Origin of the sequence: Enterobacter sp. ZOR0014 (assembly GCF_000798855.1) — a bacterium.
Lineage (GTDB): Bacteria > Pseudomonadota > Gammaproteobacteria > Enterobacterales > Enterobacteriaceae > Enterobacter > Enterobacter kobei.
Window position 1 is genome coordinate 1 of sequence record NZ_JTLF01000307.1, and the last position, 21681, is coordinate 21681.

22 protein-coding genes are annotated in these 21681 nt (G+C 57.7%); 11 read left to right on the forward strand and 11 right to left on the reverse strand.

Going from position 1 to position 21681, the window contains the following annotated elements; translation table 11 throughout:
- Nucleotides 1-34 precede the first annotated feature (34 nt).
- The 4 genes from L977_RS16360 to L977_RS16375 all read left to right on the forward strand — a co-directional run bounded on the left by L977_RS16360 (nt 35) and on the right by L977_RS16375 (nt 4930).
- Nucleotides 35-1687: an MFS transporter gene (locus tag L977_RS16360; RefSeq protein ID WP_023337255.1), complete on the forward strand. Its 1653-nt coding sequence runs from the start codon at nt 35-37 to the stop codon at nt 1685-1687.
- Nucleotides 1688-1709: 22 nt separating this feature from the next.
- The gene (locus tag L977_RS16365; RefSeq protein WP_023330366.1) at nt 1710-2792 is read left to right on the forward strand and encodes an HlyD family secretion protein; all 1083 of its coding nucleotides are present in this window, start codon (nt 1710-1712) and stop codon (nt 2790-2792) included.
- Nucleotides 2789-4168, forward strand: coding sequence for an efflux transporter outer membrane subunit (locus tag L977_RS16370; protein ID WP_047626230.1), 1380 nt, complete (start codon nt 2789-2791; stop codon nt 4166-4168). The genes L977_RS16365 and L977_RS16370 overlap by 4 nt, the downstream gene beginning before the upstream one ends.
- A 102-nt stretch (nt 4169-4270) precedes the next feature.
- Nucleotides 4271-4930 carry an O-methyltransferase gene (locus tag L977_RS16375; protein ID WP_047626231.1) on the forward strand — a complete coding sequence of 220 codons (660 nt, stop codon included), beginning with the start codon at nt 4271-4273 and terminating at the stop codon, nt 4928-4930.
- 70 nt (nt 4931-5000) lie between these two features.
- Here the strand turns inward: L977_RS16375 and hrpA are convergent, their stop codons facing one another.
- On the reverse strand, nt 5001-8903 hold the full coding sequence (gene hrpA / locus L977_RS16380; protein WP_047626233.1) for an ATP-dependent RNA helicase HrpA: 3903 nt from the start codon (nt 8901-8903) through the stop codon (nt 5001-5003).
- Nucleotides 8904-9108: 205 nt separating this feature from the next.
- Between hrpA and azoR the strand changes: the two genes are divergently transcribed.
- A complete protein-coding gene (gene azoR, locus L977_RS16385; protein WP_008502313.1) occupies nt 9109-9714 on the forward strand; it encodes an FMN-dependent NADH-azoreductase in 606 nt (201 codons plus the stop codon).
- Between the two features lie 89 nt (nt 9715-9803).
- Nucleotides 9804-10490 (forward strand): RluA family pseudouridine synthase, encoded by a 687-nt coding sequence (locus L977_RS16390; RefSeq protein WP_023330362.1) that lies wholly within the window; start codon nt 9804-9806, stop codon nt 10488-10490.
- 7 nt (nt 10491-10497) lie between these two features.
- Here L977_RS16390 and L977_RS16395 read toward each other — a convergent pair whose 3' ends face one another.
- Entirely contained in the window at nt 10498-11037 is a 540-nt protein-coding gene (locus L977_RS16395) for a DUF2058 domain-containing protein (RefSeq protein ID WP_032636630.1), read from the reverse strand.
- Nucleotides 11038-11390: 353 nt separating this feature from the next.
- On the opposite strand from L977_RS16395, the gene L977_RS16400 reads away from it, so the two are divergent.
- Together L977_RS16400 and L977_RS16405 are read left to right on the forward strand one after the other, a co-directional pair.
- The gene (locus L977_RS16400) at nt 11391-12365 is read left to right on the forward strand and encodes a DUF1852 domain-containing protein (protein ID WP_014883755.1); all 975 of its coding nucleotides are present in this window, start codon (nt 11391-11393) and stop codon (nt 12363-12365) included.
- A 23-nt stretch (nt 12366-12388) separates the two neighbouring features.
- A complete protein-coding gene (locus tag L977_RS16405; RefSeq protein WP_014883754.1) occupies nt 12389-13417 on the forward strand; it encodes a methionine synthase in 1029 nt (342 codons plus the stop codon).
- Nucleotides 13418-13421: 4 nt separating this feature from the next.
- Here the strand turns inward: L977_RS16405 and L977_RS16410 are convergent, their stop codons facing one another.
- Nucleotides 13422-14354, reverse strand: a complete 933-nt coding sequence (locus L977_RS16410) for a LysR family transcriptional regulator (RefSeq protein WP_023330359.1) — start codon at nt 14352-14354, stop codon at nt 13422-13424.
- 95 nt (nt 14355-14449) lie between these two features.
- Between L977_RS16410 and L977_RS16415 the strand changes: the two genes are divergently transcribed.
- On the forward strand, nt 14450-14884 hold the full coding sequence (locus L977_RS16415; protein WP_014883752.1) for a DMT family transporter: 435 nt from the start codon (nt 14450-14452) through the stop codon (nt 14882-14884).
- 3 nt (nt 14885-14887) lie between these two features.
- Nucleotides 14888-15346, forward strand: coding sequence for a DMT family transporter (locus L977_RS16420; RefSeq protein ID WP_023330358.1), 459 nt, complete (start codon nt 14888-14890; stop codon nt 15344-15346).
- A gap of 2 nt (nt 15347-15348) precedes the next feature.
- Here L977_RS16420 and L977_RS16425 read toward each other — a convergent pair whose 3' ends face one another.
- From L977_RS16425 to L977_RS16460, 8 genes are read right to left on the reverse strand one after another with little or no spacing between them, the layout of a single operon-like run.
- Nucleotides 15349-15876, reverse strand: coding sequence for a DUF3833 domain-containing protein (locus tag L977_RS16425; protein WP_014883750.1), 528 nt, complete (start codon nt 15874-15876; stop codon nt 15349-15351).
- A complete protein-coding gene (locus tag L977_RS16430; RefSeq protein WP_014883749.1) occupies nt 15873-16397 on the reverse strand; it encodes a hypothetical protein in 525 nt (174 codons plus the stop codon). The genes L977_RS16425 and L977_RS16430 overlap by 4 nt, the downstream gene beginning before the upstream one ends.
- A complete protein-coding gene (locus L977_RS16435; RefSeq protein WP_047626235.1) occupies nt 16394-16879 on the reverse strand; it encodes a DUF2878 domain-containing protein in 486 nt (161 codons plus the stop codon). The genes L977_RS16430 and L977_RS16435 overlap by 4 nt, the downstream gene beginning before the upstream one ends.
- Nucleotides 16876-18096, reverse strand: coding sequence for an SAM-dependent methyltransferase (locus L977_RS16440; protein ID WP_047626236.1), 1221 nt, complete (start codon nt 18094-18096; stop codon nt 16876-16878). The genes L977_RS16435 and L977_RS16440 overlap by 4 nt, the downstream gene beginning before the upstream one ends.
- Nucleotides 18093-18815: a DUF1365 domain-containing protein gene (locus L977_RS16445; RefSeq protein ID WP_014883746.1), complete on the reverse strand. Its 723-nt coding sequence runs from the start codon at nt 18813-18815 to the stop codon at nt 18093-18095. Before L977_RS16445 ends, L977_RS16440 begins: the two co-directional genes overlap by 4 nt.
- Before the next feature lies 1 nt (nt 18816).
- Nucleotides 18817-20076 carry an NAD(P)/FAD-dependent oxidoreductase gene (locus L977_RS16450; RefSeq protein WP_045135154.1) on the reverse strand — a complete coding sequence of 420 codons (1260 nt, stop codon included), beginning with the start codon at nt 20074-20076 and terminating at the stop codon, nt 18817-18819.
- Nucleotides 20073-20792, reverse strand: coding sequence for an SDR family NAD(P)-dependent oxidoreductase (locus tag L977_RS16455; RefSeq protein ID WP_047626238.1), 720 nt, complete (start codon nt 20790-20792; stop codon nt 20073-20075). The genes L977_RS16450 and L977_RS16455 overlap by 4 nt, the downstream gene beginning before the upstream one ends.
- Entirely contained in the window at nt 20789-21223 is a 435-nt protein-coding gene (locus L977_RS16460) for a nuclear transport factor 2 family protein (protein WP_014883743.1), read from the reverse strand. Before L977_RS16460 ends, L977_RS16455 begins: the two co-directional genes overlap by 4 nt.
- Before the next feature lie 260 nt (nt 21224-21483).
- On the opposite strand from L977_RS16460, the gene L977_RS16465 reads away from it, so the two are divergent.
- Nucleotides 21484-21681 (forward strand): hypothetical protein, encoded by a 198-nt coding sequence (locus tag L977_RS16465; RefSeq protein ID WP_014883742.1) that lies wholly within the window; start codon nt 21484-21486, stop codon nt 21679-21681.

The following is a 21681-nucleotide window of genomic DNA, read 5'->3' on the forward strand; positions in this document are numbered from 1 at the left end:
ACATTTTTCCATTATTTCTAAGGTAAACAACGTTATGCGCCTGCCCGAACGCGATCCTTATGCTCCTCGCGAGTGGCAGCCACATGAGAAACCCGCTCTGCTGGGGTCGCCTTCCACACCTGAACACAGCACGCCCAAACGGATTGCCTACGGCGTCGTGGGCCTGCTGGTGTGCCTGACGGGGGCGCTGGGTAATGCGGTGGTGACCGCCAATCTGCAAAACCTGCAGGGCACCTTCGGCGCCTGGTCAACGGAAATCGCCTGGCTGCCCGCGGTCTATGTGATGACCAACATCTCCATCAACCTGCTGCTGGTCAAATTCCGCCAGCAGTACGGTCTGCGCGCCTTCACCGAAGGGTTTCTGGTGCTGTATGTGCTGGTCACCTTTTTCCATCTGTTTGTTAACGATCTCAGCTCAGCGCTGATGGTGCGCGCCGCGCACGGGATGGTGGCCGCCGCGCTCAGCTCGCTGGGGATTTACTACCAGATCCAGGCCTGGCCGGCGAAACATCGCCTGAAGGCACTGACCATAGGCATTACCGGCTCGTCACTCGCCATTCCGCTGGCCCGGCTGTTTTCGACTGAACTGCTCCAGCTGGACGAGTGGCGCGGATTGTATTTCTTTGAACTGGGGCTGGCGCTGATCTCCCTGGCCTGCGTGATCGCGCTGAAGCTGCCGCCGGGCGACCGGCGCAAGGTCTTTGAGAAGAAAGACTTTGTCACCTTCTTTCTGCTGGCGCCGGGCATGGCCTTGCTGTGCGCGGTGCTGTCGCTGGGACGTCTGGACTGGTGGTTTGAAGCGCCGTGGATCGGCTGGTCGCTGGCGTTATCGCTGGTGCTGATTGTGTCCGCCATCGTCTTTGAACATAACCGCACTAACCCACTGCTGAATACCCGCTGGCTGTCGAGCGGCAGCATCGTCCGTCTGGGACTGATTATGCTGCTGATCCGCATCGTGCTGGCGGAGCAAAATACCGGGGTGATTGGCTGGTTACAGTATGTGGGATTACAGAATGAGCAGATGACCCATCTGGCGTGGTCCATTTTCGCCGGGATCGTCTGCGGGATCGTCACCAGCTGTCTCACCATCAAGCCCACAAAACTGGCGTGGCCGATTATCACCTCCCTGGCACTGATGATCATTGCCTCGCTGCTGGACAGCCAGTCCAATAACCTGACCCGCCCGGACCAGCTGATGGTCAGCCAGTTCCTGCTGGGCTTCGGTAGCGCTTTCTTCCTCGCCCCGGCCATGCTGGCCGCCATTGGCGGAGTGATCGCCGACCCGCGTAATCTGGTCAGCTTCTCGGTCATGTTTGGCATGAGCCAGAACCTCGGCGGTCTGCTCGGGTCGGCGATCCTCGGTACTTTCCAGACCTGGCGTGAGAAGTACCATTCCAGCCTGCTGGCAGACCAGCTCACCACGCTCAACCCGCTGGTCAACGAGCGCATTCAGCTTTATACCCAGATGTATAAAAGCCTGATCGGTGACAGTTCGCTGTTGGGGACTCAGGCGATTACCCAACTACAAAGCGTCACCGCCCTTGAGGCAAATATTCTGGCTTACAACGATACTTATCTTCTGACGGCAAGTATCGCTGCCGCCACGCTGGTCTGGATTTTATGGCGCTTGCTGCGTCTGCGCATCACTGCCCGTATGGCGCTGAAGAACGCCACCGGCAACAAGTAATTGAAAGAGTTCTGGAGAATTTATGAGTCAGCAGGATGCCGCCAAAGAGCAGGCCAACACCCGCAAAAATGTGCGCATTGTTTCCGTTTTCACCGCCGCTGCCATCGGTCTTGTCGGCGTGCTGGTGATCCTTTACGCCTGGCAGTTACCGCCCTTTACCCGACACGTGCAGTTTACCGACAACGCCTACGTGCGGGGACAAACGACGTTTATCAGCCCGCAGGTGAATGGCTATATCACAGAGGTGAAGGTTCAGGACTTTGTGCAGGTCAAAAAAGGCGATCTGCTGCTGCAGATTGATGACCGCATCTACCGTCAGCGGGTGCATCAGGCCGAGGCGCAGCTGGCGATGAAAATTGCCGCCCTGAATAATAACCTGCAGCAGCGTAAGAGCGCCGAAGCGACGATTGCCAAAAATGAAGCCGCGCTGAAAAATGCCCGCGCCCAGAGCCTGAAAACCCAGGCGGATTTGAAGCGCGTGAAGGATCTGACGGCGGATGGGTCACTTTCCGTTCGCGAACGCGATGCCGCCCTGGCAAGCGCGGCTCAGGGCAGCGCCGATATCGACCAGGCGAAAGCAACGCTTGAGATGTCGCGTCAGGATCTGCAGACGGTGATTGTGAACCGCGGGGCGCTGGAGGCGGACGTTGAGAACGCCAAAGCGGCGCTGGAGCTGGCGCAGATCGATCTGCAAAACACCCGCATTGTGGCACCACGTGATGGCCAGCTGGGGCAGATTGCCGTGCGTCTCGGGGCGTATGTGACCGCCGGGACCCATCTCACCACCCTTGTGCCACCCCAGCACTGGGTTATTGCCAATATCAAAGAGACCCAGCTCGCGGAGCTGCGCGTCGGTCAGCCGGTGAAATTCACCGTCGATGCCCTGAACGACAAAGCGTATCAGGGCCGCGTGGAGAGCATCTCTCCCGCAACCGGCGTGGAATTCAGCGCGATCACGCCGGATAACGCCACCGGTAACTTTGTCAAAATTGCCCAGCGAATTCCGGTGCGCATTGAAGTACTCGGTAAGCCAGAGGAATCCGCCCTGCTGCGTCCGGGCATGTCGGTGCAGGTAACAATTGATACGCGGGAGGCGAAACCATGATCCTGCGTCCGATAGCCGGACTGGTCGTGGCGGTGATGCTGGCCGGATGCCAGTCCGTCGACGTCAAACCGGCGCAGCCCACGCTGCACATTCCTGCGCAATGGCGGGCCACCTCGGGGCCAATCAGCCCGACGGAACAGCTCTGGTGGCGTAACTTTCATGACAACCACCTGAACCGCTATGTGGACCAGGCGCTTAAGAATAACAGTGACGTGTTGATCGCCCGCGAACGGATAAACGAGTATCAGGCGCGGGTCTTTGCGGCCGACGGCAGCCTGTTTCCCTCGCTTGACGCGGGCGTCACGGGGACGCGCGCCCGTTCGCAATCCGCTGCGACCGGGTTGCCCGTCTACGGTACGGTGTACAGAGGCAGCCTGACGGCGAGCTACGACGTTGATATCTGGGGCGTCAACCGCAGCACGGCGAATGCCGCTCAGGCGTCGCTGGAGGCGCAAAAAGCCGCCGCTGCCGCCGCGGATTTGACTATCGCCTCGTCCGTGGCTTCCGGGTACATCACCCTGCTCTCACTTGACGAACAGCTGCGCGTGACCGAATCCACGCTGAAGTCCCGCGAAGAGGCGTTTAACCTCGCGAAACGTCAGTTTGAAACCGGCTACAGTTCGCGCCTGGAGCTGATGCAGTCTGACTCCGAATTACGTTCAACGCGGGCGCAGGTGCCCGTGTTACAGCATCAGATTGCGCAGCAGGAAAATGCGCTTAGCCTGCTGCTGGGAAGCAATCCCGGCGCGGTAGCGCGCAGCGAAAGCTTTGCAAGGCTAACGCCGCTGAAGCTGCCGTCGCAGCTGCCTTCCACGCTTCTGAACCGTCGGCCGGATATCGTTCAGGCTGAACGCCAGCTGGTGGCGGCGGATGCCTCCCTTGCCGCGTCGCGCGCCAGCCTGCTGCCATCGATCAACCTTACCGCCACCGGATCGATTCAGGATCGTACCCTTTCTGGCCTGCTGGACAATCCGCTTCAGCTCTGGAGCGCCGGGGGCAGTATTCTTGCCCCGCTGCTGAACCGCCAGGCGCTGAATGCGCAGGTGGATATTTCCCAGTCTCAGCGTAACCAGGCGCTGTACGCCTATGAAAAAACCGTGCGTAACGCGTTTGCGGAAGTGAACAACAGCCTTGATGCCATTACGCGCTATCAGGAACAGCTGACGGAGCTACTCGCCCAGCAGGCTGTGGCGCAGGAGACGCTGCGCATTGCGCAGAATCGCTATCGCAACGGCTATTCTTCCTATCTGGACGTGCTGGACGCGCAGCGCACGCTGTTCTCGGTCCAGACCAGCGTCGTGCAGGTGAAAAATAACCTGCTGCTGGCGCAGATTGATTTGTACAGGGCGCTGGGCGGCGGCTGGGGCAGTGCCTGAAATCCTGCCCGGTGGCGCTTCGCTTACCGGTCCTGGATTTCGCACCCGTAGGCCGGGTAAGGCGTAGCCGCCAGCCGGCAATCCTTCCCAAGGAGTCAATCTATGCAACAACAGTGGTCTGCAGTAGATAATTTCATGATTTCTTCGCTGATCCCTGACGATGACGTACTGAGTCAGGTACTGGAAAACAACAAGCGCGCCGGGCTGCCCGAGCACGACGTGGCGGCCAACCAGGGGCAGCTGCTGGCGCTGTTCGTGCGCATGACGCAGGCAAGACGCATTCTCGAGATCGGGACGCTGGGTGCCTATAGCTCAATCTGGATGGCGCGCGCCCTGCCGCCGGACGGAAAGCTGATCACGCTGGAGGCCGACCCGAGTCATGCCGACGTTGCGCGTCAGAATATTCACCTGGCGGGGCTGAACGATCGCATTGAACTGGTTGAAGGCCCGGCGCTGAGCTCGCTCGAAAATTTTGGTGACGTTCCGCCGTTCGACCTGATCTTTATTGATGCCGATAAGCCGAACAATCCCGGCTATCTGGAGTGGGCGTTGCACTATTCCCGTCCCGGTACGGTAATTATCGGCGATAACGTGGTTCGCGAGGGTGAAGTCGTTAACGGGCAAAGCGACGACGCGCGCGTGCAGGGCGTGCGGCGTTTTATCGAGATGACTGGAGATAACCCGCGCTTAACCGCCACCGCGTTGCAAACGGTGGGGGTTAAGGGATGGGATGGGTTTACGCTGGCGATTGTGAACGGGTGAGAATTGTGCGGGCTGATGCCCTCACCCCGACCCTCTCCCACAGGGAGAGGGAGAAAATCGGGCAAGGCTTTTAGCCAGAGATCTGCTCCATCGCCTGCAGGATACGCTTATCCGAAATCGGATACGGCGTACCGAGCTGCTGGGCAAAGAAGCTGACGCGTAGCTCCTCGATCATCCAGCGGATCGCCTGCACGTCTTCATCGTCGCGGCGCGCCGGCGGCAGCTTGTTTAGCCACTGCTGCCACGCCTGCTGCACGCTTTCCACTTTCAACATCTGCGCGCGATCGCGGTGCGGGTCGATGGCCATTTTCTCCAGACGTTTTTCAATTGCCTGCAGATAGCGCAGCGTATCGCCGAGACGGTTGAAGCCGTTGCCGGTGACAAAGCCACGATACACCAGCCCCGCCATCTGCGCTTTCACGTCCGACAGCCCCAGCGCCATGGTCATATCCACGCGCCCCTTCAGGCGCTTGTTGATGTTGAACACGGCGGTGAGGATCTGCTCGACCTGTTTGGCAATCTCCACCACGGTGTCGTTGAGCTCCGCGCGGACCTTTTCATGAAGCTGAGCAAAGCCCTCTTCCGTCCAGACCGGACCGCCCGCCTCGTGGATCAGTTTGTCCACGCCGCAGGAGATGCAGTCGTCAATTAGATCCAGCACTTTGCCGTACGGGTTAAAGTACAGACCCAGCTTGGCCTTGTTCGGCAACTTCTCGTGCAGATATTTAATCGGCGACGGAATGTTCAGCAGCAGCAGGCGACGCAGTCCGCGCCACATCATCTGCTGCTGTTCCTGCGGGTTATCAAACAGCTTGATCGCCACGCTGTCGCGCTCGTCCACCAGCGCTGGCCAGGCTTTCACCTTATAGTTACCGCGTTTTTGCTCGTAGCTTTCCGGAAGCTGACCAAAGCTCCAGATATGCAGCCCGCTCTGCTCGATACCGTCGTCCGCCACCGCAGAGAGCGTCTCCTGGACTTTGCCTTTCAGCGCCTCTTTTAGCTCGCTCAGGGAACGCCCTTCCAGCAGCTTTTTGTTTTTATCATCCACCACGCGGAAGCTGATTTTCAGGTGATCGGGTACCTGATCCCAGTTCCAGTCTTCGCGGTCAATGGTGGTGCCTGTCATACGGCGGAATTCACGCTCCAGCGCGTCCAGCAGCGGCAGCTCCAGCGGCGTGACGCGGCCCAAAAACGCTTCCGCATAGTTCGGCGCAGGCACAAAATTACGCCGCACCGGTTTCGGCAGCGATTTAATCAGCGCAATGACCAGCTCGCGGCGCAGGCCGGGGATTTGCCATTCAAACCCGCTCTCGTCGACCTGGTTTAACAGCGGCAGCGGAATGTGGACGGTCACGCCGTCCGCATCGGCCCCCGGTTCAAACTGATAGGTCAGACGCAGCTTGAGATTGCCCTGATGCCAGAAGTTCGGGTAGTCGAGCTTGCTGACCGACTCCGCCCCTTCCTTAATCAACATGCTCTTTTCAAAATTGAGCAGGTCCGGCGTCTCTTTACTGGCTTTCTTCCACCAGCTGTCGAAGTGGCGGGCGGAAATCACATCGTGACTGATGCGCTGATCGTAAAATTCGAACAGCGCCTCGTCGTCTACCAGGATGTCGCGACGGCGGGATTTATGCTCAAGCTCTTCCACTTCGGCGCGCAGCTTCAGGTTTTCGCGGAAGAACGCATGGCGCGTCTGCCAGTCGCCCTCCACCAGCGCGTGGCGGATAAACAGCTCGCGGCTGAGCGCCGGGTCAATCTGGCTGTAGTTGACCTTACGCGCGGCCACCACCGGCAGGCCATAAATGGTCACCTTCTCGGTCGCCATCACTGCCCCCTGCGCACGCTCCCAGTGTGGTTCACTGTATGAGCGTTTCAGCAGATGCTGCGCGACTGGCTCAACCCATTCCGGGTCGATCCGCGCGGCAATGCGTCCCCACAGGCGGCTGGTTTCCACCAGCTCGGCCACCATGGTCCACTTCGGCGGCTTCTTGAATAAGCCGGAACCGGGGAAGATGGAGAAACGGGCATTGCGCGCGCCGGTATATTCCTGCTTCTCTGCGTCCTTCATCCCAATGTGGGAGAGCAGGCCGGTCAGCAGCGCGATATGAATTTCACGGTACTCCGCCGGCTCGCTGTTCACCGGAATGCCCAGCTCTTTCACCACCTGGCGCAGCTGAGTGTAGATATCCTGCCACTCGCGCACGCGCAGATAGTTGAGGAAATCCACGCGGCACTGGCGGCGGAACTGGTTCGAGGAGAGCGCTTTCTGCTGCTCGCCGAGATAGTTCCACAGGTTCACGAAGGCGAGGAAATCGGACTCTTTGTCGTGGAAGCGACGGTGTTTTTCATCTGACGCCTGCTGTTTATCCATCGGACGCTCGCGCGGATCCTGAATGGAGAGCGCAGAGGTGATAATCATCGCCTCGCGCACGCAGCCGTGCTTCTGGGCTTCCAGCACCATGCGCGCCAGACGCGGGTCGACCGGCAACTGGCTAAGCTGACGACCCAACGGCGTCAGTTTATAGACCGTCGCCTGCTCGTCGGTGGTAATGGCCCCCAACTCTTCCAGCAGACGGACACCATCCTGAATGTTGCGTTTGTCCGGCGCCTCCACGAACGGGAACCCCGCGATGTCGCCCAGCCCCAGGGCGGTCATCTGCAGGATAACGGACGCCAGGTTGGTGCGCAGAATTTCCGGGTCGGTAAACTCCGGGCGCGACAGGAAATCGTCTTCGGAATAGAGACGAATACAGATCCCTTCCGACACACGACCGCAGCGGCCTTTACGCTGGTTGGCCGACGCCTGAGAAACCGGCTCTATTGGCAGGCGTTGCACCTTGGTGCGGTAGCTGTAGCGGCTGATACGCGCCGTGCCCGGGTCGATCACGTATTTGATCCCCGGTACGGTCAGCGAGGTTTCCGCCACGTTGGTCGCCAGCACAATGCGGCGTCCGCCGTGCGGCTGGAACACGCGGTTCTGCTCGCTGTTCGACAGGCGCGCGTACAGGGGCAGGATCTCCGTATGACGCAGATCGCGCTTGCTGAGCGCATCGGCGGTATCGCGAATTTCGCGCTCGCCGCTCATAAAGATCAGAATGTCGCCCGCACTTTCGTTGCCCAGTTCGTCGACAGCGTCGAAGATGGCCTGGAGCTGGTCGCGCTCGGTATCATCCGCCTCTTCGACAATCGGGCGATAGCGCACTTCCACCGGGTACGTGCGTCCTGACACTTCAATTATCGGCGCATTGTTGAAATGCTTCGAGAAGCGCTCCGGGTCGATGGTCGCGGAGGTGATGATGATTTTCAGATCCGGACGACGCGGCAGCAGTTCTTTCAGGTAACCGAGCAGGAAGTCAATGTTCAGGCTGCGCTCGTGCGCTTCGTCGATGATGATGGTGTCGTACTGCATCAGCAGGCGATCCTGCTGGATTTCCGCCAGCAGGATACCGTCAGTCATCAGCTTGACCATGGTGTTATCGCTGACGTGGTCGCTGAATCGCACCTTGTAACCGATGCAGCCGCCCGGCTCGGTTTGCAGCTCTTCGGCAATACGGTTCGCCACGGTACGCGCCGCCAGACGACGCGGCTGGGTGTGGCCAATCAGACCTTTCACCCCGCGCCCCAGCTCCATGCAGATTTTCGGCAGCTGGGTGGTTTTCCCCGAACCGGTTTCCCCTGCGACAATTACCACCTGGTGGTCGCGCACGGCTTCCAGGATGTCCTGTTTTTTCTGACTGACAGGCAGGTTTTCCGGGTAGGTAATTGCCGGACGTGCAGCTTCGCGCAGCACAACTTTCCCTGCTGCCTGTTCAATCTCTTTCGCCATCTCCTGATAAATGGCCTGTTGTGCATCAGGATTTTTAACCTTCTTCACGCCGTGCAGACGACGCGCAAACCGCTGTTTATCACGCAGCATCAGGGCATCAAGCCTTTGCAGGAGCATCGGGAAGGTGATTTTTTGGTGTTCTGTCATAGCGTTAATGGGCAGTGCTCTGCCGGGTAAAATCTCTTTTTAATGATTGCTATAGAGTACCACATTGACGCTTTCTGCGCCTTATTCAAAAAATTCGAACATAGGCTTCGATATATTGCGCTATCTCTGTGGCAGGATTGTGAATAGAGTGTCAACAAGCAATGGGGCAACCCCCTTCAATCAAATGCAAAAACAGGAATCACCCATGAGCAAAGTATTAGTGTTGAAATCCAGTATTCTGGCAGGGTACTCTCAGTCTGGTCAGCTGTCTGATTATTTCGTTGAACAGTGGCGTGAACAGCATTCCGCTGACGAAATCACCGTGCGCGACCTGGCGGCAAACCCTATCCCTGTGCTGGACGGTGAACTGGTTGGCGCGCTGCGTCCGAGCGATGCTCCGCTGAGCCCGCGTCAGCAGGAAGCCCTGGCCCTGTCCGACGAACTGATTGCTGAGCTGCAGGCGCACGACGTTATCGTGATTAACGCCCCAATGTACAACTTCAACATCCCTACTCAGCTGAAGAACTACTTCGACCTGGTGGCGCGTGCTGGCGTAACCTTCCGTTACACTGAAAACGGCCCTGAAGGTCTGGTGAAAGGCAAGCGTGCGATCGTACTGACCAGCCGCGGCGGTATCCATAAAGACACCCCAACCGACCTGGTTGCGCCGTACCTGAGCCTGTTCCTGGGCTTCATCGGCATCACTGACGTGAACTTCGTGTTCGCGGAAGGCATCGCTTACGGTCCTGAAGTGGCAACGAAAGCGCAGACCGACGCGAAAGCCGCGATCGACAGCCTGGTTGCCGCCTAAGATTTCCCCCTCTCACCGCCCGGTGGGAGGGTTTTTCTTTTCTCCACATTTCGTTATCATCCGCTCCCACTCTCCAGCCGGGCGGCCTGATGTCTGCGATTATTGATTCTTTTATTGCCCCACCGTGTCATGACGACATCGAGATCCTCTGGCAGGATGAACATCTGCTGCTGATCAATAAGCCTTCCGGTCTGCTCAGCCTCTCGGGGAAAAATCCACAAAACCTTGATTCTGTCCATTATCGTCTGGTTCAGACGTTCCCGGGCTGCACGCTAGTGCATCGTCTCGATTTCGGCACGTCCGGGCTGATGGTGATTGCGCGTAATAAAGCGATCAATGCGGCGCTCTGCCAGCAGTTCAGCCAGCGCAGCGTGGAGAAAGTTTACAGCGCCCTGCTTTGCGGACATCTGGAAAACGATGAGGGCGTGATAGATGCCCCGATTGCCAAAGATCCGGCGCTGTTCCCGCTGATGTCAATCTGCGCCATTAACGGTAAACCCGCCCGCTCCCGCTATCGGGTGGTGGAACGTTTTTATCAGGGAACGGGAGTGCCGTTAACGCGGGTGACGCTTACCCCGGAAACCGGGCGAACCCATCAGCTGCGTATTCACTGCCAGCAGCTGGGGCACCCGATTCTGGGCTGCGATCTGTATGGCGGTCTTGACGCGCCGGGGGCGGAAATCACGCCCCGGCTGATGCTGCATGCCTGCGAGCTGAATTTTATTCATCCGGTGAGCGGCGAGCCGGTTACTGCCCGTCACACCGCCCCATTCTGACGGCGGTTTACCACATCAAATCGTCAGGGATTTTGAAGTCCGCGTAGGGATCGTCTTCATCCTGCTCTTCCTGACTGAGCGCGCTGTTTAACACAATGCAGTCGGCATCACGCTGGGCAATTTTATCGGCCACGACTGCCGGGATAATCGCGTATTCACAGTCGCCGCTGGCGTTAATCACCAGACGGGCAATCGCCAGACGGCCGTTGATCAGCTGAGTCTGGGTTTGCTTGTCGACGTCGAGTTTTTTGATCAGATTACCGTCAGTGAAGTTAAAGGTGATATTGCCTTTCGCCACGGTGATGCGGTTCATCTCAATCAGCTGCTTCACCTGTGCTTTAAACTCTTTTGCCAGCACGGCCTGCTTCTGCTGTTCGCTGAGCTGCTTGTCACGCTCGATCTGCGCTTTTTTATTCTCTTCTACTGCTTCGCGCGCCTCACGAGCCTGAACGCGTGATTTCTTTGCCGTACGCTGCACTTTCGCCGCTTTCTTGCTGCTAACGAGGCCCGCTTTCAGCATCTGCTCTTGTAAGGTGAGTTTTGTCATGATCGTTTCTAAACCGGTTGGAAATTTTGGGGATTATAGCGGGAATTGAAGAGAAATAAAAAAATGCCAATCCTCTGCAGCGGGTTAACGGTGACGGCAAAGCACATATTGCAGACATAGTGCGAGCTTCGCCCGGCGGCGCTGCGCTTGCACGGGCCTACAAACGACGCTGAACCGTAGGCCGGGTAAGCGCAGCGCCACCCGGCAAGAAGGCAGCGACACGCGAGTATCACGCTTCATGAACTTCGCTCATGTTGCAGTGAAATTAAGTCACTTCCCCTGCGCCGCGGGGTCAGGCATAAATTATGCATCGGTAACTTCTTAGCAACATGAACTTAGGATGCATAACGACAATGAGCAAAGCTTTCACCTATACCCTTAAGCGCAGTTGCTTCGATGAGAATTACAACCCGTCAGAAAATACGCGTACCACCACCAACTTTGCCAACCTGGCGCGCGGAGAAAAGCGTCAGGAAAACCTGCGCAATACCCTGGTGATGATCAATAACCGCTTCAACGCACTGGCGCGCTGGGATAACCCCAACGCCGATCGCTACGCGGTTGAGCTTGAAATTATCTCCGTCGATCTGAACATTGGTGCGGATAAGCCGTTCCCGGCCATTGAGATATTGCAAACCACCATCGTCGACAAGAAAAACAACCTGCGTATCCCGGGAATTGTCGGCAATAACTTTTCGTCTTACGTGCGGGATTATGATTTCAGCGTTCTGCTGCTGGAACATAACAAGAACCAACAGCACTTCAGCGTTCCGGAAAAGTTTGGTGAATTGCACGGCAACATATTCCGCCATTTTGTGAGTTCGCCGGAATACAAAGAGAACTTCAGAAAAGGACCGGTGATCTGCCTCAGCGTTTCCAGCAAAGACACCTACCGCCGCACCGGCAACCAGCATCCTGTACTTGGCATTGAGTATCAGCCGGATGGCGAGTCATTAACGGAACTCTACTTTGCCAAAATGGGCCTGAAGGTGCGCTATTTCATGCCAGAAAACAGCGTGGCACCCTTTGCGTTCTTTTATACCGGTGATTTGCTGAATGATTACAGCAATCTTGAACTGATCGCCACCATCAGCACGATGGAAACGTTTCAGAAAATCTATCGCCCGGAAATTTATAACGCCAACTCGTCGGCGGGACTGTGCTTCCGACCGGATCTGAACCAGCAGGATCACTCATTCACCAAAATTGTTTATGACCGTGAAGAACGAAGCCGTCTGGCGATTGAACAGGGTCGATTCACCGAAGAATACTTTATTAAGCCTTATAAACACATTCTTGAGCAGTGGTCTGATAACTACACGCTTTAATTCATCAAAATAGGTCTTTTATTATGAAAACATTGCTCCCGACGTCTACGGCTGGCAGCCTGCCTAAGCCGACTTGGCTTGCACAACCTGAAACGCTGTGGTCTCCGTGGAAATTAGAGGATCAGGAATTACTGGCAGGAAAACAGGATGCGCTGCGTTTGTCACTGGATGAGCAGATCCGTGCGGGAATCGACATTGTCAGCGACGGCGAACAGACCCGCCAGCACTTCGTCACCACCTTTATCGAACACCTGAGCGGCGTGGATTTTGAAAACCGCCAGACGGTACGCATTCGTAACCGTTATGACGCCAGCGTGCCGACCGTGGTTTCTGCTGTGGCACGTCAGAAACCGGTATTCGTCGACGATGCAAAGTACCTGCGCCAGCTCACGGATAAGCCGATCAAATGGGCCCTCCCCGGACCGATGACCATGATCGACACCCTTTACGACGCGCACTATAAAAGCCGCGAAAAGCTGGCCTGGGAATTCGCCAAAATCCTCAATCAGGAAGCGCGGGAGCTAGAGGCTGCAGGCGTGGATATTATCCAGTTCGACGAACCGGCATTTAACGTCTTTTTTGACGAGGTCAACGACTGGGGCATCGCCGCGCTGGAACGCGCCATTGAAGGGCTGAAGTGCGAAACTGCGGTCCATATCTGCTATGGCTACGGCATCAAAGCCAATACCGACTGGAAAAAAACGCTCGGCTCTGAGTGGCGCCAGTACGAAGAGGCTTTCCCTAAGCTGCAGACCTCGAACATCGACATTATCTCTCTGGAGTGCCACAACTCCCGCGTGCCGATGGATCTGCTGGCGCTGATCCGCGGTAAAAAAGTGATGGTTGGCGCGATTGATGTGGCAACGAACACCGTTGAAACGCCGGAGGAAGTCGCCGATACCCTGCGTAAAGCGCTGCAGTTTGTCGATGCCGACAAGCTTTACCCTTCGACCAACTGCGGTATGGCCCCCCTTTCCCGTCACGTCGCAAACGGTAAGCTGAGAGCCCTCAGCGCAGGCGCAGAGATTATCCGCAAAGAGCTCGGCGCGTAATCCTTTACGTTTGCCAGTACGGCGGCGTACCAAAGCGTTCGACGTAATAATCAATCACCGCCCTGACGTTCAGGGGCGGATGACGTGCATGTGGATAGATCGCCGCAATGTTCAGCGGCTCCGTGTTGATCGCACACGCCATTTCCGGCAGAAGTGCGACAAGCTCTCCCCGCTGGAGCCTGTCGCCAATCAGCCAGTCCGGAAACAGGACGATCCCCATCCCGCCCAGCGCGGCAGTGAGCAACGACTCCGCATTATTGGATGTCATCCGCGCCACCACCGGATAGTGTATCCAGTTCTCCCCCTCGCGACGCACCAGCCAGCGGTTAGGCCCGGACGAACCGCGATAGACCAGACATTGATGATCGCTCAGCGTGGCCGGATCGTCCGGCACACCGTGTTTGCGCAGATACGCGGGCGACGCGGCAAGGTGGTAACGCTGCTGACCAAAAATGCGGGCGTGGAACGTCGAGTCCGTCAACATGCCAATGCGAAAGATAAGATCGGCCGCATCCCGGTGCGGGTCGATAAAGTCATCGGTCAGCGTGAGCTCAATGTTTAACCGCGGATAACGCTCGGTCAGCTCCGCCAGGCCTGGCGCAACATGCCTCTGCCCAAAAAATACCGGCCCATTAATGCGGATTGTGCCGGATGGTTCCGACGAACGTTCATCCAGCTCACGCCGCGCCTCTTCGACGTTTTCGACCATCGCCCGGGCATAGCGGATAAACAGATGACCACTTTCTGTGGGGATCACCGCGCGCGTATTGCGGTAGAACAGCTGCTGACCGAGGGCATCCTCAAGCTGGTGAATAACGCGCGATATCTGTGAGGCTGATATCCCCTGCCGCCGCGCGACGACGGAGAAATTCTGCGCTTCATAGACCTCAATAAAGATCAGCAGCGCGCGGACGTTGATATTACTGGCATCGAACATTAATGCATTTCCTGCAAAGGTGTTTCCTGCATTATGGCATTTTTCTCACTGGACGACCGACGTAATCTTCTTCGCCTTAAAACGGAGGAAGCGTTATGCAGTTTGTGTTGATTTTACTGGTGATAGCCGGAGGGATGGGTCTCTCCATTGAGGCGGGATTACTGGGGCCACTGGGGGGCGAAGTGGGCGACTTATGGGCCACGTTCAGCATTTTTGGGGTCGGTGCCGCACTGACGTTTTTACTGATGCTGTTTTTTAGCCCGCGTAACAGCCCCTCGTTTTTTGCCCAGCCCGGCTGGCAGTTGCTCGGCGGCGTGCTCGGCCCGGTGTACGTGGTCATCCTGACCGTTGCGACACCCGCCATCGGCATCGCAATGACCATGATTGGGATTTTGGCCGGTCAGGTCTTTAAAAGCCTGATCATTGACCACTACGGTCTGCTGGGCTCGCCGCACAGAAAGATAAATGCGAAGCGCATTATTGCACTGGGGTTCATCATTGCGGCACTGGTTCTGGTCGCACAGGGGTAACATATGACACTGATTATGATTCTTCTCGCCGTTTGCGGCGGCGCTACGCTGAGCATTCAGGCCGCGATTAACGGACAGCTCGGCAGCAGCGTGGGGGTATTCAAAAGCGCGTTTCTGACCTTTTCCGTCGGCGCACTGGTGACCGCCCTGCTCATATTTTTCTTTGAGCCTAAGCATGCGGTCACGCTGCTGGACGTACCCAAATGGCAGCTCCTCGGCGCGATGTTTGGCGTGCCCTATATCGTGATTATGGTGCTTGCCGTACAGCGCATCGGCACCGCCGTCGCCACGGTGGCGGTGATATTCGGCCAGCTCACCATGAGCATGTTGATAGATAACTTTGGCTGGTTGGGTAATCCCGCTATTCCCTTTTCGCCGAGCCGTCTGGGCGCGGTTATCTGCCTGGGGATTGCGCTGTATTTCATCTACTCGAGCAGCAAAATCTACAGCGCCCGCGACTAGACTCACGTCTTCCGGGTAAAGAACAGCGTCACCGTGGCGACGGTGACGCCAAATTTCTTCATCTCGGTTTTATTAAACAGATGGGTCTCATCCTGCAGGTACATCCAGTCGTCAAACTTCAGTAGCCAGCTACTGCCGTTGGCTTTGACCTTCATGCTGTAATGCCAGTTAAAGGCGTTACCTGCCGCCTGCCCCGTAGCGACTCCTTCGATATCCCCCGCCGTTCCCTCGTAGCGATCGTTCCCCAGCCTGCGGATGTGCCATACCCGCTGTTGCTTCTCGCCATCGTCATACACGAAGTGCTCATTAAGCGTCAGCGTATCGCCGATAACATCCCCGGCAATCTCCACGTGAAAGCGGCGGATCTGTTTACCGCTGCGATCCTGCACCATGCCCCACGCTTCGGTTTTCCCCTGGAAGTAGTCGAAGATATCAAGCCGTGGCTGCTGCTGGCGATACTCGGCCACCTCTGTGCTACAGCCTGCCAGCAGCATGGTCAATGCCAGCACCATCATCAGGAAACGTTTCATTTTTGTCCTCCAAGTAACTGCTGACGCAGTTCAGGATATTGCGTGCGGGGATCGAGCCAGATGGCCAGAAAGCGCGTGCTGAATGCTTCTGACTGGCGCGGGCCAAGTGGAATAAAGCTTTTCTGCGTTGCTGACGCGCGGTACCAGAACTGTCCCTGCTTATCATCGAGGACAAACGCCAGCTGTGAGCCCGGCCGGACATCCGGCCACAGCGAACGAAGCATCTGTAACCAGCCTTCGCTTTGCGGCTCCCGCTGCAAAATCCCCTGCGCCTGCCACTGATCGCGCGTGGCCTCCACCAGTTCATCACGTTCAATGTCGCGCGCGTAGGTGATAATCAACGCCTGATCCTGATCCGCCGCGCGGTAGCGACCGTCCGGCGTGCGCAGCTGGGAGGTATAAACCGTAAACGGGCCCCAGGTGAGCGTGGCGTCACCCACCTTACGCCAGGCCAGCCAGTCGGCGGCATGGGCCGCAGGGATCACCATCGTCAGCCAAAGGAGGAAAACCGCTGCTCTCATTTTTGTCTCCCCATCAGCAGGTGGAAAAACAACATTAATACCAGCCAGCCCGGCACCATCCAGCTAACGACGATAAAAGTCGGCTCCTGAAAGGTGATAGCACCCAGCCGCTCGCCAATCAGGTACGCCACCGGCCCTCCCACGGCGGCCAGCAGCGTCAGCAGCCAGCCGGGTAACGTGGTCGTGCGCGCAAGCTGTGTCCAGACGGTGGCGAACATCAGCCACAATGCCACCATCCATAGCGGCATCAGGGACTCGCCGGTGAAGGCAATCAGCCCCGTCAACGCCCAGAGCGCATCCAGTACGCTGCCCGCTGCAGCCAGACCGATGGCGTAAAGGCGGTATACCGGGGGCAAAAACAGGCAGGCGAGCACCGCCAGCGCAAGCCAGAAAATCAGGCCCTGCTCACGAAAGATCACCACCAGCGCCCAGTAAAGATCGAACCCGACGGCCAGCAGAAAGACCTGAAGATAACGTCTCATACGCGTTCGGCGGTCAGTTGCACCACGCTGATGGTGCGGGCGTTAAACCCGGCTTCGCAGTAGCCAAAGTAGTACAGCCACATACGACGGAACCGTTCGTCGAAGCCGAGCTTTTCAATCTCCTGCCAGGCATGAACAAAGCGCTGCCGCCAGTGGGCCAGCGTGCGGGCATAGTCTGGCCCCATGTCAAAGAGGTTACGGACCACAAAATCGGTGTGGCGCGTCATCAGCTCATTCATCGCTGTGATGCTCGGCAGGAAGCCGCCGGGGAAAATGTAGCGCTGGATAAAATCGACGCTTTTGCTGTAGTCGCGGTAGCGCTGGTCCTGAATGGTAATGGCCTGAATCGCCATCCGGCCACCCGGGCGCAGCCGCGCCTGACAGGTTCGGAAGAACACGGGCAGATAGCGTTGCCCGACGGCTTCAATCATCTCTATCGAGACCAGCTTGTCGTACTGCCCGGTGAGGTCGCGATAATCACAAAGCAGAACCTCAACGCGGTCCTGCAACCCGGCGCGGGCGATCCGCTCGGTTGCCCAGATATACTGCTCCTGCGACAGCGTGGTGGTGGTTACCCGACAGCCGTAGTGACGTGCCGCGTATTCCGCCATCGCCCCCCAGCCGGTACCGATTTCCAGCAGGTGATCGGACTCACACAGCGCCAGCTGTTCGCACAGACGCGCCATTTTGGCCTGCTGCGCCGCCGTGAGATCCTGCTCATCCGCAGTAAACAGGGCGCTGGAGTAAAGCAGCTCCTTATCCAGAAAATGTGAATAAAAGGTATTGCCCAGGTCGTAATGCGCGGCAATATTTTCACGCGCCTGGGCCCGGGAATTGCGCCGCGTCCAGTGGCGCAGCCGCTCCAGCGGTTTACCGAGCAGCCGGAACCCTTTCTCCAGACGGCCAAGCACCTCGCCATTAAGGGCCAGGATTTCCAGAAGCGGCGTGAGTTGCGTGGTTTCCCATTCGCCATCCATCCAGGCTTCTGCGGCGGCAAGGCTCCCGCCCGTTAAGACGCGCCAGTAGACGCCGGGCGCGAGGATCTGAATGTCGGCGTGCAGCGCGGAGGATGTCTCGCCAAAATGGAATGTCTGTGCCCCTTCACGCAGCGTGAGCGAGCCGCCACGAATACCGCTTAACAGACGGAAAAGCAGCCAACGCGCAATGCGGACGTTGCGCGGGATATCGGGTTCTAGCGCAAAGACGGGATCGGTCATGAGCGTTCACTCCTGCTGACGGGATGGTTATGCAGCGGCACGCGCTTGAGCCACAGCCTCAGCGCCTGCCAGTAAATAGCGAAAACGGTTTTCAGGGTCATCAGTGGAATGCGCAGCAGTAACGCACGCAGTGCCGGACGCGTCAGAGGCTCCCGGCGTAGCGCCAGCGTGGCGTCAAACACCTTCGCGTCCTGATGATTTTCAATGTGCATATGCAAGGTGTTATCCGGGTTGTTGAAGCGCCAGTGGTAGATCATGTCCATTGGGTTGAAGGGGGAAACGTGAAACGCTTTTTCCGTCGGCTGCGCGTCCTGTCCGTTGACGGCATAGTAATGCCGCTCGTTCCACGGCGTGTTGCGGACCTCCGCCAGCACCCAGCCCAACGTCCCCTTCTCGTCATAGCAGTAGTAAAAGTTGACCGGATTGAAATGAAACCCGAAATAGCGCAGCTGCGTCAGGAGCATGACTCGTCCGCCGGGACGTTCTCCGGTGAGCCCCTCCAGCGTGTTCAGGACGTTCTCTTTGAGCGGCGTACCCAGCGGATAGTCCGTGTCATAGAACGCGGCGGCGGCGAAGCGATTGCGCCGTACGCCGACGTCAGCCAGCAGCGGCAGTTCATCCAGATCCAGCCAGGCCATAAAGACGCTGTAGCGAAATTCGTGGGTTTTCGGCTGGAGGCGGCGGTGGCGTAATACGCCGTGATAGAGGCAGCTGTTCATCTTAGTTCCCCTCTCCGGCCGCGATCGCGTTGACCACGTCCAGCGCGCTGCGCACGCCATCCTCGTGAAAACCGTTGTACCAGTAAGCCCCGCAGAACCAGCTTCGCTGGTGACCGTTGATCTCACCGCGACGCGCCTGCGCCCGCCAGCTTTGCGGGTTAAACAGCGGATGTTCATAAACAAAGCGCTGTAACACGAAGCGTTCATCCACCGGTGTTTCCGGGTTCAGGGTGACGCAGAACAGCGGGCTCCCCTCTGGCAGCCCTTGCAGAATGTTCATGTTGTAGGTGACGCAGGCGCTGGCCTGCTCATGCTCGCTCAGGCGGTAGTTCCAGCTGGCCCACGCGCGCTTGCGTACCGGCAGCCAGCGCGGATCGCTGTGCAGAATCACCTCGTTGCGCTGCCAGCCGATATCCCCCAGCACCTCGCGCTCTGCTGGCGTCGGCGCCTCAAGCATGGCCAGCGCCTCGGCGGAGTGGCAGGCAAAAATCACCTGATCGAAGGTATGGCTGGCGTTTTCGAGCTGAAGCGTGACCCCGTCTTTGTGGCGGCTGACACGCTGCACCGGCGCGTTCAGGCGTAACGTCAGGCGGTCGCCCAGCTTTTCCAGCATGGCGCGGATGTACTCCCGCGAGCCGCCCGGTACCACGTACCACTGCGGACGATGGGTAATATCCAGCAGACCATGATGATTAAAAAAGCGCAGGAAGAGCGGCAGCGGGAAACGCTTCATCTCCTGCAACGACGACGACCAGATGGCGGCGCCCATCGGCAGAATGTAGTGGCGCGCAAAAAACGGCGTGAAGCCATGCTGTTGAAGAAACGTCTCCAGCGTGGCATGCGGATCCACGTCCCCTTCCAGCGCCTGTTTTGCCAGCCGATTAAAGCGGACGATCTCTCCGAGCAGACGCCAGAATGCCGGATTCACCAGATTTCGGCGCTGGGCAAACAGCGATGTCAGGGTGTGTCCGTTGTACTCCAGCCCCGTCTGGGGGTTGTGCACCGAAAAGCTCATCTGCGTTTTTTGCCCGCTGATGCCGAGCTCGCTGAGCAGGCCCATAAAGCGCGGATAGGTCCGGTCGTTGTAGACGATAAAGCCGGTATCAATCGCCCAGTTGCCCTGTGGCGTCGAGACATCTACCGTTGCGGTATGGCCGCCAGGCGTGGCGCCCGCTTCAAACAGGGTCACCTGATGGTGACCGGCCAGCCGCCAGGCGCAGGTCAGCCCGGCAATTCCGCTGCCGATAATCGCAATCTTCATGAACGTACCATCCTGCGCAGCAGTGTGCGCTGCAAAAACGCGGGTAGCCTGGAGAGCAGCCGCAAAATGAAGCCGAATCGGGTGGGAAACGCGATGTGCATTTTCCCTTTCGCCAGTCCGGAACGGATCGCCTTGACCGCCTCGTCAACGCTCACCCTGCCCGGCATGGCGAAATCGTTTTTGCGCGTCAGGGGGGTATCGACAAAGCCTGGGGAGATCACCGTGACGGCAATCCCTTTGGGCTCCCAGTCCAGGCGCAGACTGTCCGCAAACCAGCTCAGCGCGGCTTTAGACGCGCCGTAGGCTTCTGCCCGCGGGAACGGAAGCCAGTGGGCCATCGAACTCACCAGCACCACGCGGTTGCCGGCAACCAGCTGCGGCTGCAACGCGGCAAGACAGTTCACCGGGCCGAGGAAATTGGTGTTCATAACCCGCTCCACCAGCGCCGCGTCCACTACGCCCCAATCGAGGTACTCGCAGGTACCGGCGCAGAGAATAACCAGATCGGCGTAAACGCCGCTCAGCGCCTGGCGACAGGCGTCCCTGTCTGTCATATCGAACAGGCGAACTGTGAGATTGGGGCAGGTCTGATGCAAGGCTTCAAGGCGCGCAGGATCCCGCCCACAGGCAATCACGTGGTACCCCTCCGCAGCGAAGGAGGTCGCCAGCCCGGCGCCAATACCCGAGCTTGCGCCGGTGATCAGTACCGTTTTCATGATTTCACCCTCCGCTTCACGCCGCGTACCGCCCAGCCCAGCAGCGGAAGATGTTCGTAGATCATCTCTCCCGCATCGTAGTAGTCGCGCTGACGCGTGATAAGACCCTTTTCCGTGTCCACCACCGAACAGCCCGGCAGTTCGAGCGGGTCCCCTCCGGCGATGCGCGGGTGCGACCAGTGCATCACCCAGGTCACAACGAAGCGGTTTTCACTGCACAGCGGTGGATCGATGGTAAAACGGCAGTTTTCGACATTCGCCAGCAGATGGGTGAAATAGCGCTGAAGCGCAAAGATACCGTCGTGCTCGCCGAACGGATCGATTAGCGTGGCATCCGAATGATAAAGCCCGACCAGTGCGGAGGGCGGCTGGCTATCCAGTGCGCTGTAGTACTCAACAAACCGACTCACGACAGAGGGCAAAGTGCTCATGGGTCACATCCTGGCTGTAAACAACGTGGCGTAATCGCATAATTAAAACTTACACAATTAACGTTATTTGTCCAAGTTTGTGCAACTATATTTTTTATTTTGCCTATTTATCAATAAGTTGATTGCCACCCAAAACAGTAGATTTTGTAGACTGGATAAAGCATAGCCGCCACCAGGCATTGTTTTTTCAGTTTAACCTTAAGGCAAATTCCCCCATCCTCTTCCAGGCTTATCCTTTTAAATTCATCAGGATGCCCGACATGAAACGCGTTTTTCTTTCTCTTTTCTCAAGCCCTGAATCCTTGCTGCAGGTGATGAGTCAGCAGGAGATCATCGAAGCCGTGGAGGATGGTGACCGCATCATCATCGACCAGGACGGGAATGCATCGGTGAACTACAAAAGCAATGAGGTACGGCAGGATTTTCTGCGTCACGTCAACGCGCTGAAGAGGGCCTGA